At 58.8% G+C, this 14,079-nt stretch carries 8 protein-coding genes; 2 read left to right on the forward strand and 6 right to left on the reverse strand.

Annotated features, from left to right (window positions below):
- The first annotated feature begins 150 nt into the window (after positions 1–150).
- Positions 151–1,284 carry a hypothetical protein gene (locus ASE98_RS18020; protein WP_236707817.1) on the forward strand — a complete coding sequence of 378 codons (1,134 nt, stop codon included), beginning with the start codon at positions 151–153 and terminating at the stop codon, positions 1,282–1,284.
- Positions 1,285–1,505: 221 nt separating this feature from the next.
- Positions 1,506–2,342: a 23S rRNA (adenine(2030)-N(6))-methyltransferase RlmJ gene (locus tag ASE98_RS18025; RefSeq protein ID WP_060542682.1), complete on the forward strand. Its 837-nt coding sequence runs from the start codon at positions 1,506–1,508 to the stop codon at positions 2,340–2,342.
- A 99-nt stretch (positions 2,343–2,441) separates the two neighbouring features.
- Here the strand turns inward: ASE98_RS18025 and msrA are convergent, their stop codons facing one another.
- The 6 genes from msrA to aceE form a co-directional block, all read right to left on the reverse strand.
- Positions 2,442–3,089 carry a peptide-methionine (S)-S-oxide reductase MsrA gene (gene msrA, locus ASE98_RS18030; RefSeq protein WP_060542683.1) on the reverse strand — a complete coding sequence of 216 codons (648 nt, stop codon included), beginning with the start codon at positions 3,087–3,089 and terminating at the stop codon, positions 2,442–2,444.
- 182 nt (positions 3,090–3,271) lie between these two features.
- On the reverse strand, positions 3,272–5,968 hold the full coding sequence (locus tag ASE98_RS18035; RefSeq protein ID WP_060542684.1) for a putative bifunctional diguanylate cyclase/phosphodiesterase: 2,697 nt from the start codon (positions 5,966–5,968) through the stop codon (positions 3,272–3,274).
- Positions 5,969–6,223: 255 nt separating this feature from the next.
- Positions 6,224–7,609 (reverse strand): alkaline phosphatase D family protein, encoded by a 1,386-nt coding sequence (locus tag ASE98_RS18040; RefSeq protein WP_060542685.1) that lies wholly within the window; start codon positions 7,607–7,609, stop codon positions 6,224–6,226.
- A gap of 288 nt (positions 7,610–7,897) precedes the next feature.
- Complete coding sequence (locus ASE98_RS18045) at positions 7,898–9,175, reverse strand: hypothetical protein (protein ID WP_060542686.1); 1,278 nt, start codon at positions 9,173–9,175, stop codon at positions 7,898–7,900.
- A 219-nt stretch (positions 9,176–9,394) separates the two neighbouring features.
- The gene (gene aceF, locus ASE98_RS18050; protein ID WP_060542687.1) at positions 9,395–11,353 is read right to left on the reverse strand and encodes a dihydrolipoyllysine-residue acetyltransferase; all 1,959 of its coding nucleotides are present in this window, start codon (positions 11,351–11,353) and stop codon (positions 9,395–9,397) included.
- A gap of 11 nt (positions 11,354–11,364) precedes the next feature.
- Positions 11,365–14,010 (reverse strand): pyruvate dehydrogenase (acetyl-transferring), homodimeric type, encoded by a 2,646-nt coding sequence (aceE, locus tag ASE98_RS18055; RefSeq protein WP_060542688.1) that lies wholly within the window; start codon positions 14,008–14,010, stop codon positions 11,365–11,367.
- Between the last annotated feature and the right edge of the window lie 69 nt (positions 14,011–14,079).

The following is a 14,079-nucleotide window of genomic DNA, read 5'->3' on the forward strand; positions in this document are numbered from 1 at the left end:
ATGTCAATCCACGAAGTGTTATTGGCTGGAGAGTGATCGTGTTGATGTTAGAGTGAGGACGGTTTAGTTATGCCCGTTAGAATTGATCAGATCCCCAGTCCCGCGCTACGTCCTGACCCACCGCGTGCTTGGTTATGGTTCAGTCTGTTGATGGTGTTCTTGTTGCTTGGCGTTGGAGGAGTCGTATTATTTTGCGACCAAACTACTATTCAACAACCTTTTGAATTTTGGCTCCCAGCCATCGGAATTCCTTTCCTGGGCTGGTGCGTGCTGGGTTTCGGGCGTTTATTGCTTCACGTTGGTCAGCATTCTGTTGCCGATGGTTGGGATGATGCCCGGGAAAAGGATATGAATCTTAAAGTTTCTCAGGGTCGGAGCTCACTAAAAGTATTGGCAGCTAGCCTGTACACCGCAGTTCGAATTCCAGGTGAGCCCCCGACTCAGCAGCTCGATAATTTAATGGATGGAGTTACACCTTTGAGAGCGCAGCCAGCGAGGCAGGGCGCAGAGATATCGCGTCACACCCGTCTCGTCAGCGGTATCGATGGCGATCCCAGGCGAACGCTGCTGCGCATCTTGAAGTCAGTACTCGCCGATGTGTCGTCGGTTTTGGCTCAGCTTCCCGACGATCAGCCATTGGCACTTTTGCTTGAAGTCGACACCGGTTTACCGGAGGAGCAATGGCGTCGAGTGTGGCGTCGCGCCTGGCGCGAATCGGGTATTCGTCAATCTTCCACCCCCCTCGAGGTCGGTGGTCTGACCGCAGTGGATCATTGGCTCGATCATCGTATCCAAGATCAGGCGTTGTTGTTGGTTGTCGCCTTGCAATTTGCTCCGAAGCTTCCCGCAGGCACAGCAGAAGTTGCTGCCGGACTGTTATTTGGAAATCAACTGACGCAAACCACTTTAGTACCTATCGCCCGCCTCCACCGTCCGGAACAAGAGCGTAAACCCACCGCTGATGATTTGGTTTACGCAACGCGCCAATCCCTCGATTGGGTACCGGTGGACGCGAATTCCATCGAGCAAGTCTGGCGGGTGGGTATCGATTCGCAACGACATGGCGCGATTGCAAGTGCCCTGGCTGGCGTTCCCATGGGCAAAGCAGGCGTGTGCAATCTTGATGAGTCGCTTGGCTTTCCAGGGTGCGCCTCACCTTGGTTGGCGATTGCTGCTGCGGCGCAAACAATACAGCGTGGCATAGGGCCGCAGTTCATTTTCAGTGGCAGCGTTGCTGATAATGGTCTTTGGGGAACAGTTTTGACACCTATAGTGGTCAACTAACTCCAAACGCCTGGGTCGCAGGCTTGGATGTGCTGAAAGTGGTGGTTGGCGGTTGCTCGCGCGGTCTTCGGCGGGTGAAGGCGTCGTCACAAGATCAAGATCAAAAGATCGCAGCCTTCGGCAGCTCTACAGGGGGAGGAGGGCAGGTTTGCCACTCGGCTGCGAGGTCCTGACTTGCCGGCCGGTAAAAGGTAAACTTGCCGCCCTGCGCAGGAGCAACCATGAATTATCGTCACGCCTTCCATGCCGGCAATCACGCCGATGTGTTCAAACACCTGACCTTGACCCGCCTCATCGCCTTGATGTCGCGCAAGGAGCAGCCGTTCGCCTATCTCGATACCCATGCCGGGATCGGGCTGTATGACTTGCAGGGCGATCAGGCCAATCGTACCGGTGAGTACCTGGAAGGCATCGCGCGTTTGTGGGATCAGCCGGATCTGCCGTTGCTGACGGCGGATTACATGCAGGTGCTGCATGAGATGAACCCCGATGGCCAGTTGCGCTATTACCCGGGCTCGCCGGAGCTGGCGCGCCGTCTGACTCGCCCGCAGGATCGGGTCATGCTCAATGAGAAGCATCCGGAAGATGGCCTGCTGCTCAAGGACAACATGGCCGGTGATCGCCGGGTCAAGGTGCATTTGGGCGAGGGCTGGCATGTTCCACGTGCGATGTTGCCGGTGCAGGAGAAGCGTGCGGTGATGCTGATCGATCCGCCGTTTGAAAAGCTCGACGAGATGCAGCGCTGCGCCGCATCGTTGAAAGAGGCGATTGGCCGGATGCGTCAGACCGTGGCGGCAATCTGGTACCCGGTGAAGGATCAGCGCGCGTTGCGCCGTTTCTATCAGGATCTGGCCGGCACCGGTGCGCCGAAGTTGCTGCGGGTAGAGTTGCTGGTGCATCCGCTGGATACGCCGGACTGTCTGAATGGTTCCGGGTTGGCGATTGCCAATCCGCCGTGGGGGCTGGAGGAGGAGTTGCGCGAGTTGCTGCCGTGGTTGTCCGAGAAGCTTGGGCAGACCCAGGGTGGGTGGCGGATGGATTGGTTGATTGCCGAGTAATGCTCGGCCCGTAGGAGCCGGCTTGCCGGCGATGGCGCCCTAAAGGTCACCGCTGGACCCAGCCATCGCCGGCAAGCCGGCTCCTACAAGTGCTTTGCGTCAGATCGGGCAAGTCACGCCCGTACCGCCAATCCCGCAATAGCCTTCCGGGTTCTTGGCGAGGTACTGCTGGTGGTAGGCCTCGGCGAAGTAGACCGTTGGAGCTTCTTCGATTTCGGTGGTGATCTGGCCTTTGCCAGCCTTGGTCAGTTCGACCTGGAACACTTCTTTGCTGCGTTCGGCGGCGGCCAGTTGCGTCGGGTTGGTAGCGTAGATCACCGAGCGGTATTGGGTGCCGATATCGTTGCCCTGGCGCATGCCCTGGGTCGGGTTGTGCAGTTCCCAGAACATCTTCAGCAATTCTTCGTAGCTGACTTTTGCCGGCTCATAGACCACGAGCACCACTTCGCTGTGGCCGGTCAGGCCTGAGCAGACTTCTTCATACGTAGGGTTTGGCGTGAAGCCGCCGGCGTAACCCACCACGGTGCTGACCACACCTTCACGCTGCCAGAAGCGACGTTCTGCGCCCCAGAAGCAGCCGAGGCCGAAGATCGCAAAGTCGACATCGGTGGCGAACGGGCCCAGTAGCGGGGCGTCGTGGACGAAATGTCTTTCCGGTAGGTTCATCGGTGTTTCGCGGCCGGGCAGAGCTTGATCTTTAGTAGGAAGCACGTTTTTGTTCACCAGAATTTCCGAGCGCAGAACCATGATCAGTCCTCTCAGTCAGGTTGGGTTGTAAATAGTCAGAGCGTCAGTGTGCCCAATACCTGGCAGATGCGCACTACCCTTGTGGGAGCGGGCTTGCTCGCGAAGGCGGTTTATCAGGCACATTGATGTCGACTGACTTACCGCATTCGCGAGCAAGCCCGCTCCCACAGGGGATCTGTGTATTACAGTGATATCGGGCCACGCGGGTAGCGCTTTAGCTTCTCGATCAGATCGGCGCCCGGGATCGGGCGGTCGAACAGGTAGCCCTGGCCGACGTCGCAGCGGTGACGGCGCAGGAACGACAACTGCTCGGCGGTTTCGATGCCTTCAGCCACGACCTTGAGTTTCAGGTTGTGGGCCATGGCGATCACCGCGGAGGTGATTTCCATGTCGTCCTGATTGTCCGGGATTTCGTGAATGAAGCTTCGATCAATCTTGATGATGTCGATGGGGAATTTTTTCAAGTAGCTGAGCGACGAGTAACCGGTGCCGAAGTCGTCCATGGCCAGGGTCAGGCCCAGGCGTTTGAGCTGGTCGAGTTGCAGGTGGGTGTCTTCGGTGGCTTCCAGCAACAGGCCTTCGGTCAGTTCCAGCTCCAACAGGTGCGCCGGCAGGGCTTCCTCCTTGAGGATGTTGGCAATGGAGGCAACCAGTTCCGGATCGGAGAACTGCTTGGGCGACAGGTTGATCGCCACCTGCAGGTTGCCCAGGCCGGCGGCGCTCAGCGCTTTGCTCATGCGGCAGGCCTGGCGGGCGATCCACTTGCCGATGGGAATGATCAGGCCGGTTTCTTCGGCGACGCTGATGAACTGATCCGGGCGGATCATGCCCTTTTCCGGATGATCCCAGCGCAGCAGTGCTTCCATACCCAGCAGGCGACCGCTGCGCAGACACAGTTTGGGTTGGTAGAACACGTCGAGTTCGTTCTGGGTCAGTGCGCGGCGCAGGTTGTTTTCGACGAACAGCTTGTAGCTGGCCTCGGCATTCAGTGCTTCAGTGAACACCTGCACCTGATGTTTGCCGTTGGCCTTGGCTTTGTGCAGTGCCAGGCCGGCGTTACGCATCAGGGTCTGCGGGTCACGTCCGTGCAGCGGCGCGCAGGCCAGGCCTACGGAGCCAGTGACACTGATTAACTGGTTGTCGACGAACATCGGCTTATCGAGGGTGGCCAGTAACTGATTGGCGACCTGCTGGCCTGACGAGGGATCGCTGTCGTCCAGCAGCACGGCGAATTCATTACTGGCGAAGCGCGCCAGGCTGCCGCTCGAGACCAGGCTGTTGCGCAAGCGTCGGGCCAGGCTGATCAGCAGTTTGTCGCCGGTCTGGTGGCCGAGGCTGTCGTTGATCCGCTTGAAGTTGTCGATGTCCACCAGCAACAGGCTGATTGGCGCATCGCTGTCCCGGGCGAAGCGTTCATCGAGGTTGCGGATGAAGGCAGGGCGGTTACCCAGGTTAGTCAGGTTGTCGGTGTAGGCCAGGCGCTCGATGCGTTGCTGGGCGAGTTTGGTCTGGGTGATGTCTTCGTAAATGCCGATGTAGTGGGTCAGTTCGCGGTTGTCGCCATAGACCTTGGAAATCGACAATTGGCCCCAGTAGGGTTCGAGGTTCTTGCGCCGGCTCTTGAATTCGCCCTGCCAGCTGTTGCTTTTGGCCAGCGCCGAAGGCGCGTCGAACAGCAGTTCGCTGAGGTTCTCCAAGGCGGGCAGTTCCGACAGGCGCTGGCCGTGGACTTCATCGGTGGTGTACTGGGTGATCGCGGTGAAACTTGGGTTGACGTACTCCACCACGCCGTCGCAGTTGACCAGTAGAAAGGCGTTGGCGCTTTGCTCGACTGCCCGCTGGAACAGGTACAGGGCGCTGGTGGCGGTGCGGCGGTTGTGGTTGCTGATGACCTGGGCGAACTGATCGGCCAGTTCGCCAGCAAAGGCGATTTCGTCAGATTGCCAGGCGCGGGTGGCGCCGTTTTGTTCGAGGCAAAGCACGCCGACCACCTGACCATCGACACGGACACTGGCGTCGAGCATGGCGTTGACATCGCGCGGACGCAGGCTTTCGGCTATTTCCCGGGTGCGCGGGTCGCGCATGGCGTTGTGGGCGTCGATGGCGCGGCCGGTGTGCAAGGCATCGAGATAGTCGGGGAAGTCGCTGACGTCGATCGGTTCCGGTAACTGGTACTCGTGGGTTGCACGGTGATAGGCCGAGATTGGCATCAGCCTTGAGCCTTCGAGATTCCACAGGCTGGCACAGTCGATCTGGTAAATGTCGCAAGCACTGCGCGTGATCAGTTCGGCGGCTTCTCGCAAGGAGTTGTTGCTGCTGTAGCGTTGACGGGTCAGCAGCAGGATCAGGTCTTGCTGAGCGCGCACCCGGTCAAGATGCTGCAACTGCTCCTGCTGGGTACGCTGGTTGAGCTCAAGGGCGATCTGCAGGCGCGAGTTCTGGGTTTCCAGGTCCAGGGCGGTCTGCAGCGGGTTATCCTCGAACAGGCCGCCGATCACCATCAGATAGCCACGCAACAGGTGTCGATTGTGTTGTTTGTAGGCTTCGCCCATCTCCAGGAGGTTCAGGGAGCCTGAGGGCGTGTGCAGGTTATAGTGGATCAGGTAGTGCGTGCTTTCGCTCAACTGTTGCTGGATTGCGTCGTGCAGTTGATAACGAACTTGCGGCTCCATCAGGCTGGCGTAGGGCGAGTCTACCAAGGCACAGAGGTCCACCGCCGGCAGGCCGAACTGCCGTTCGCAGTTGGGATCGAGAAACAGCAGTGCCCAGCTAGGTTCATTCAGCCGTTCGAAACGCAGCATGCCGAGCCGCGAGGGCACAGGCAATTGCGTCACTACCTCGGCCACCATACGGCTGGCGGCATCGGGTTGGCTTTTCATGGAGGGAACTCGCTTCGAATGTGCTGATAGCGCCGGGCTCACGCCCTCTCGATTATTGCGTGCGGCAAGGTTGCATCATTGCGACACCGACTTACAAGAGACATGAAGGCCAAGTGCTATAAGAATATGTCGGCAGGGGCGAAGATTTCTTCAGTAGGGGGCTGAAAGTAAGTGCCGGCCCATGAAAGATCGCAGCCTGCGGCAGCTCCACATGGAGCGCATTCCAGTGTGGGAGCTGCCGCAGGCTGGGATCTTTTATCGCAACGAAATGCTGGTCGATTGCAAAAGTCCGCCATTGCGATCGTGATAATTCACCTGAATGTGCCCGGCCTCTACCACCAGGTGGGCAAAGTTGTCCTGGCTGATCACCGGGCTGGTCAATTCATGCTGATAGTCACCTGTGGCCGTCCGTGCCAGCGGTTGGTCGAGGATAAAAGAGGATTGCGTGGCGTAGGGCAGCAATTTGCTGTTGCACAGGGGCGATGACACGATGGTGTGAACTTCGAAATCCGCATCGGCACTGTGCTTCAGTCGGCTGGTCAGGGAGCCATGAACATCGCCCGAAATGAAGATGACATTCTTTACGTTGTGCTCGCGGATCGTCTCCAGCAGGCGCAGGCGTTGTTGCGCAAAGGCTTTCCAGGCATCGCCATCGAGAATTTTCCGGTCGGGGTAAAACACGACGCTGGTGACCACGAATTTGACCCGGGCCGGGCTGTTGATCAGCCAGGTGCACAGCGCCTGTTCCTGTTCTGCATCAAGAATGCGTCGATCATCGGCACTTAAATTTCGGCGTGTGCGGCTGTCGGTTACAAACCATTCGATATCCCCTTCGAAGATCTGATACCAGTACTTATCCAGCTTTTTGTTTATTTGTCCGTCTGCGCAAAGTTCGTGGGCGGGACCATGGCTGGCCTGATATATCTCATAGGCTTTCAGAGCGTTGAGATATAAAAGATCATCGCTTTTGCTTTTGTTGGCCGGCCAATTGTCTTCTATCTCGTGATCATCGAGGATCATATAGGTTGGCAGGCTGGACATTAAATCGGCGATCCTGGGTTGCGAGAAGGCCACGCGATACTTTTGCAGGATGTCCTTGAGTTTGCGGTCTGGCGCGAAGACGTTCAGGTCATCGACGTAGATCTGGTCGCCGGTCATCACCAATGCGCTGACAGGCGGGTCGGCGAGTTCCGCCAGGCGTGACATCGACGCGAAGATCCTGTCTCCCAGATGCGGTGCCGCGGCAATGCCCGCGGTCATGCGCAGGTAACGGCAGGAACCGGTGAGGTAGGCGCGGGGCCGGGTTGATTGAGTGGAGCGGGTGCGAAAACGATAGATCTGTTGCGGCCAGTGCAGAGGCGACTCCTCCGCGGGAGGTGTCGGGTGCATGGATTTGAACCAGCCCGCCTGATATTCATAGACGGTATCGGCACAAAGCCCGTTCAGTGCGATGACTTCGGACATGTCGTGCGCGGGTTCGAGCCTGGTAAAAACACCCGGCGACCAAAGAACTTCGCCGCGGCGCCGATAACGAATTCCGGCATATGCCAGGGTGTTCTTTTGTACTTCGCCGCGCAAGAAAATGCGTGCATGATTAATTGTCGTATGACCAATGATTGGGCCAACTGTCGGTTTAAGCATGTTTGAGTCCATTCGGTTTATGCTGATTAGGCAAATGATGTTGTTCTCGGCCGTAGTTAATAACCGTTGAATGATCCTAGTTATTTGACCTTGAAAAATGTCGAGCCGAAATGGATTCGATTTGTGGGCGAAGTCAGCCACAAATGTAAGAAAACGGTTTTCTTCAGGGCAAAAAAAGCCCCGCCAAATTGGCGGGGTTGAGAGACAAGCGTGGTGCTGTCGTTCAGCTTGATGAACGGCCGCGGCCCCACGCAGATGCTAAGGAAACGCTCGAAAAGGATTCAAGACTCAGGCGTCCAGTTCGTAGCGTCGTACCGAACCCGCCGAGTTATCAGCCTGCCCGCCGACTGCGAGCAACCGGGTACCGGAGCTAAGGAGAATGTCCCAGAAACTTCCCTCCGGCTCTTCGAACAAACCATGAGTGCCAAAGTTTGTATCGGGTTGGCCATTGGCAAGGTAGCGGGCCAGAACGCCATGAAATCGTGGCCCTGGCGAGATGACCTGGCCGGCACACAGGATCAAATTATCGGGGTCCGGTTGTACGCGCTCGAAACGAAAGGTGCGGGTGTCGGCCGGGGTAAGTACAGGCTCGAAGCTCTGGTCGATCCATCCGTCAGCAGTAAACCTGACCGTCCAGCCGGCAGTAGTCTGCTGGTCGGTCAAAAAATAGCCAGAAGCGAGCAATTTTTCATCCGGTGTCGGGGTCAGTGACAGGAAGGCGCGTTTGCCAGGTATGTCCGTGAAGCCCGCTACGCCGAATGACAGGTCGGGTTCACCGTCCAGGGTCAGGGCAGCCAGCAATGCGCCTGCTCTATGCTGACCGGCCAATACGAGGCGTGGTTCGAGGCTGCCCACAACCTGTGCGATGACTCCATTCAATTGGCAGGGGCCGTTTTTGTAAGTGATCTCGGTGTAGCCTTTGCCGTGAAATCCGGTATCAAGTTTGCCGTTCTGGGCCAGGCGGATCAGAACGGTCCTGGCCGGTTCGTCGAACCAATTGTCGACCACGAAAGGAATCAGTATTTGGCCCTTGGGAGTCACGATGGGTGATGAGCTGTGGTTGCCATTGCGAGCCCCACTGCGTGCCATTGAGGTCCGGGCCGCGGTTTTTCCAGAGGAGCCCAGCTCGACGATGGTCACGCCCTCGGTGCCGAAAGTACGGTCACGTTGCCCATTGCTCAGGTACATGGCGAACCCTGGAATGAACTCATCCTCATCGTCGATCATGGCTGTCAGCAGCAATCGACCGTCAGGCATCAATTGAATATTGATACCGTCGCTGTTGCGTTCATCATCGAAATTTTCAGCGACATGGCCACCGCTACCAAAACTCCGGTCCAGACTGCCGTCCTCATTCAAAGCGATCAGCAGGGCATGGCCGGCGTAGCTGCTGACGAGCACCATTGAGCGATCAGGGCGCATAATCACCCCATAGATGGACGAGGCAGACACCCCATTACCCAGCAGTGCTGCGTTGCACACAACCGTGCCGAGGGTGCCGAAGGTCGTATCCAGGCGTGGAGTGGAGAGGGGGGTGGTGCTGATGGGTTCAAGTGGGACTTGCATGTCTATCATCCTTGTTAGTGGGGCAAAGTTTTGCCCTGGTAATGGATGAAACGACAAAAAGGCTGAAGCGCTCAACTCTCAGAAATACCAGTTTTGGTCTTTTGGAGTGGCCTTGGAAACAAAAAAAAGCCCCGCCAAATTGGCGGGGTTGAGGTACGAGCGTGGCGCTCGGAAACGTGGAACGCGACGGGCCCTCCGGTGAAGGAGGGCCGGCCGGTATTACAGCAGCATGGTGCGGATGTCGCCCAGCAGGTCGCTCAGACGCTTGGTGAAGCGTGCAGCAGCGGCACCGTTGATCACGCGGTGATCGTAGGACAGCGACAGGGGCAGCATCAGTTTCGGCTGGAAGGCTTTGCCGTCCCAGACTGGCTGGATGGTTGCCTTGGAAACACCGAGGATCGCCACTTCCGGCGCGTTGACGATCGGCGTGAAGCCGGTGCCGCCAATGTGGCCGAGGCTGGAAATGGTGAAGCACGCGCCTTGCATCTCATCCGACGAGAGCTTCTTGGTCCGGGCTTTTTCAGCCAGGGAAGCAGCCTCGGCGGCCAGTTGCAGCAGGCTCTTCTGGTCGACGTTCTTGATGACCGGTACCAGCAGGCCATCCGGGGTGTCGACGGCGAAACCGATGTTCACGTACTTCTTGCGGATGATCGCCTTGCCGCTTGGTGCCAGCGAACTGTTGAAGTCCGGCAGTTCCTTGAGCAGATGCGCGCAGGTCTTGAGCAGCAGTGGCAGGATGGTCAGCTTGACGCCAGCCTTCTCGGCCACGGCTTTCTGGCCGACGCGGAACGCTTCGAGTTCGGTGATATCCGCCGAGTCGAATTGCGTCACGTGCGGCACGTTCAACCAGCTGCGGTGCAGGTTGGCAGCACCGACCTGCATCAGGCGGGTCATCGGCACTTCTTCGATTTCACCGAAGCGGCTGAAGTCCACGACCGGAATCGGCGGGATGCCCGCGCCACCGGTTGCGCCAGCAGCAGCGGCCGGTGCTTCCTTGGCCTTCTGCATCATGGCTTTGACGTAAACCTGCACGTCTTCTTTCAGGATGCGACCGTGCGGACCGCTGGCGCCAACGGCACTCAGCTCGACGCCGAATTCACGGGCCAGTTGGCGCACTGCCGGGCCGGCGTGAACCTTGGCGCCCGGTTTGGCTGGAGCAGCAACCGGAGCGGCAGCAGCAGGTGCAGCGGCAGCCGGAGCAGCAGCGGCTGGCGCAGGAGCGCTCGCAGCAGCGGCAGGTGCCGGGGCAGCAGCAGGCGCCGCGCCTTTGACTTTCAGCTTGAGAATCAGGTCGCCGGTGCCGACTTCGTCATCGAGCTTGACGGAGACGCTTTCCACCACACCCGCGGCAGGCGATGGGATTTCCATGCTCGCCTTGTCGGATTCCAGGGTGATCAGCGACTGGTCGGCTTCAACGGTGTCGCCGGCCTTGACCAGGACTTCGATGATCTTGGCCTTGCCCGCCGAACCGATATCCGGAACGTGGATGTCCTGAACGCTATCGGCAACCGGTGCAGCAGGAGCGGCGGCCGGTGCCGGAGCAGTGGCGGCAGGAGCAGCGGCCTGAGCAGGAGCAGCGGCAGCAGCCGGCGCCGCAGCGCCCGCCACTTCCAGATCCAGAATCAGGTCGCCGGTGCCGACTTCGTCGTTGAGCTTGACGCTGATGGCCTTGACCACGCCAGCGGCAGGCGACGGGATTTCCATGCTGGCCTTGTCGGACTCCAGGGTGATCAAAGATTGATCAGCTGCGACGGTGTCGCCGACCTTGACCTGGATCTCGATGATCTGGGCCTTGCCCGACGAACCGATGTCCGGCACGTGCACTTGCTGAACCGAAGCGGCAACCGGCGCAGCAGCAGGAGCGGCCGGCGCTGGAGCAGCGGCCGGTTTCTCTTCGGCTTTGGCGGCTGGCGCAGCGGCGGCCGCTGGAGCCGCAGCAGCGGCACCTTCGACTTCCAGCTCCAGCAGTTCGTCGCCTTCTTTCAGGCGATCGCCCAGCTTCACTTTCAGGCTCTTGATAATACCGGCCTTCGGCGCAGGCACTTCCATGCTCGCCTTGTCCGATTCCAGCGTCAGGATGCTCTGGTCGGCTTCAATACGGTCGCCGACCTTCACAAACAGTTCAATTACTTCACCTTCACCGCTGCCGATGTCAGGTACGCGAATGAGTTCGCTCACAGAATCTCTCCTCAGCAGTCCAGTGGGTTGAGTTTTTCCGGGTTGATACCGAACTTGGCAATGGCTTCAGCCACAACCTTAGGTTCGATGTCACCACGGTCAGCCAGTGCTTCCAGGGCTGCCAACACCACGAAATGACGGTCAACTTCGAAGAAATGACGCAGTTTCTTGCGGCTGTCGCTGCGGCCGAAACCGTCGGTGCCCAGGACTTTGAATTCCTTGGACGGTACCCACTGACGGATCTGCTCGGCGAACAGCTTCATGTAGTCGGTAGAGGCGATGACCGGACCTTTACGGCCGTTCAGGCACTCTTCGACGTAGCTCAGCTTCGGCTTCTGGCCAGGGTGCAGACGGTTGCTGCGCTCTACGGCCAGGCCATCGCGACGCAGTTCGTTGAAGCTGGTAACGCTCCACACGTCGGCGCCGACGTTGAACTCTTCACGCAGGATCTTCGCTGCTTCACGGACTTCACGCAGGATGGTACCGGAGCCCATCAGCTGAACGTGGTGCGCCGCTTCGCGGGTGTCTTCTTCGAGCAGGTACATGCCTTTCTTGATGCCTTCTTCGGCACCGGCCGGCATGGCTGGCTGCTGGTACGACTCGTTCATCACGGTGATGTAGTAGAAGACGTCCTGTTGCTCTTCGGTCATCTTCTTCATGCCGTCCTGGATGATCACCGCCAGCTCGTAGCCGTAGGTTGGATCGTAGGTGCGGCAGTTCGGGATGGTCGCGGCCAGCAGGTGGCTGTGACCGTCTTCGTGTTGCAGGCCTTCACCGTTCAGGGTGGTACGGCCGGCGGTGCCGCCGATCAGGAAGCCACGGGTACGGCTGTCGCCAGCGGCCCATGCGAGGTCGCCGATACGCTGGAAGCCGAACATCGAGTAGAAGATGTAGAACGGCAGCATTGGCTGGTTGTGGCTGGAGTACGAAGTACCGGCAGCGATGAAGGAGCTCATGGCGCCCGCTTCGTTGATGCCTTCTTCGAGGATCTGGCCCTTCTTGTCTTCCTTGTAGAACATCACCTGGTCTTTATCGACTGGCTCGTAGAGCTGGCCGACGGACGAGTAGATGCCCAACTGACGGAACATGCCTTCCATGCCGAAGGTACGGGCTTCGTCCGGAATGATAGGAACGATGCGTGGACCGATTTCCTTGTCCTTGACCAATTGCGCCAGGATGCGCACGAAAGCCATGGTGGTGGAAATTTCACGGTCGCCCGAGCCGTCGAGGATGGCCTTGAGGGTATCCAGTGGCGGCGTCGGTACGCTGAAGCTTTGTGCGCGACGCTGTGGCACGAAACCACCCAGAGCAGTGCGGCGCTCGCTCAGGTAGCGGGCTTCGGCGCTGTTTGGTTCTGGCTTGAAGAACGGCAGGTTCTCCAGCTCTTCGTCCTTGACCGGAATGTCGAAGCGGTCGCGGAACAACTTCAGGCTGTCGACATCGACTTTCTTGGTGTTGTGCGCGGTGTTTTTCGCTTCGCCGGCACCGGTGCCATAACCCTTGATGGTCTTGGCCAGGATGACGGTAGGTTGTTCTTTGTGGTTGACCGCTTCGTGGTACGCCGCGTAGACCTTGTACGGGTCGTGGCCACCACGGTTGAGCTTCCAGATCTCGTCGTCGGACAGGTCTGCAACCATCGCCTTGAGTTCTGGCGAGTTGAAGAAGTGTTCACGCACGAACGCGCCGTCTTTGGCTTTGTAGTTCTGGTACTCGCCGTCGATGACTTCGTCCATGCGGCGTTGCAGGATACCGTCGACGTCCTTGGCCAGCAGTGGGTCCCAGAAACGGCCCCAGATGACTTTGGTCACGTTCCACTGAGCACCGCGGAAGACGCCTTCGAGTTCCTGGATGATCTTGCCGTTGCCGCGAACCGGGCCGTCGAGGCGCTGCAGGTTGCAGTTGATGACGAAAATCAGGTTGTCCAGCTTCTCGCGGCCAGCCAGGGAGATCGCGCCCAGGGATTCCGGCTCGTCGCACTCGCCGTCGCCCAGGAAACACCAGACTTTTTGCTTGCCGGCAGGAATGAAGCCACGGGCTTCCAGGTACTTCATGAAGCGAGCCTGGTAGATCGCCTGGATCGGACCCAGACCCATGGAAACGGTCGGGAACTGCCAGAAGTCAGGCATCAGCCAAGGGTGCGGGTAGGACGACAGGCCCTGACCGTCTACTTCCTGGCGGAAGTTGTTCATCTGGTCTTCGGTGATGCGGCCTTCCATGAATGCACGGGCGTAAACGCCTGGCGAGGTGTGGCCCTGGAAGTAGATCAGGTCGCCGCCGTGTTCGTCGGTCGGGGCCTGGAAGAAGTAGTTGAAGCCGATGTCATACAGGGTCGCACTGGAAGCGAAGCTGGAGATGTGACCACCCAGGTCAGAATCTTTCAGGTTCGTACGCATTACCATGGCCATCGCGTTCCAGCGTACCAGCGAGCGAATGCGGCGTTCCATGAACAGGTCGCCAGGCATGCGTGCTTCGTGGGTAACGGGGATCGTGTTGCGGTAAGGCGTGGTGATGGCGTAAGGCAACTGCGAGCCGCTGCGGGTCGCGAGTTCACCCATACGGGTCATCAAATAGTGAGCGCGGTCTTCGCCTTCTTTGTCGAGAACCGATTCCAGGGCGTCCAGCCATTCCTGGGTTTCGACGGGATCGAGGTCTTGCATGGCTTGCTCCAGGGCGGAAAGGCTTCCAGAATCGGTTGCCTGAGTTTGCGACTGGCCTTGTGGGCAGAC

This window comes from Pseudomonas sp. Leaf48, from assembly GCF_001421885.1.
Taxonomy (GTDB): Bacteria; Pseudomonadota; Gammaproteobacteria; order Pseudomonadales; family Pseudomonadaceae; genus Aquipseudomonas.

Bases quoted from the DNA above. Each gene is read 5' to 3' on its own strand.
- ASE98_RS18020 (WP_236707817.1), top strand. From the start codon at position 151: ATGGTGTTCTTGTTGCTTGGCGTTGGAGGAGTCGTATTATTTTGCGAC.
- ASE98_RS18025 (WP_060542682.1), top strand. From the start codon at position 1,506: ATGAATTATCGTCACGCCTTCCATGCCGGCAATCACGCCGATGTGTTC.
- msrA (WP_060542683.1), bottom strand. From the start codon at position 3,089: ATGGTTCTGCGCTCGGAAATTCTGGTGAACAAAAACGTGCTTCCTACT.
- ASE98_RS18035 (WP_060542684.1), bottom strand. From the start codon at position 5,968: ATGAAAAGCCAACCCGATGCCGCCAGCCGTATGGTGGCCGAGGTAGTG.
- ASE98_RS18040 (WP_060542685.1), bottom strand. From the start codon at position 7,609: ATGCTTAAACCGACAGTTGGCCCAATCATTGGTCATACGACAATTAAT.
- ASE98_RS18045 (WP_060542686.1), bottom strand. From the start codon at position 9,175: ATGCAAGTCCCACTTGAACCCATCAGCACCACCCCCCTCTCCACTCCA.
- aceE (WP_060542688.1), bottom strand. From the start codon at position 14,010: ATGCAAGACCTCGATCCCGTCGAAACCCAGGAATGGCTGGACGCCCTG.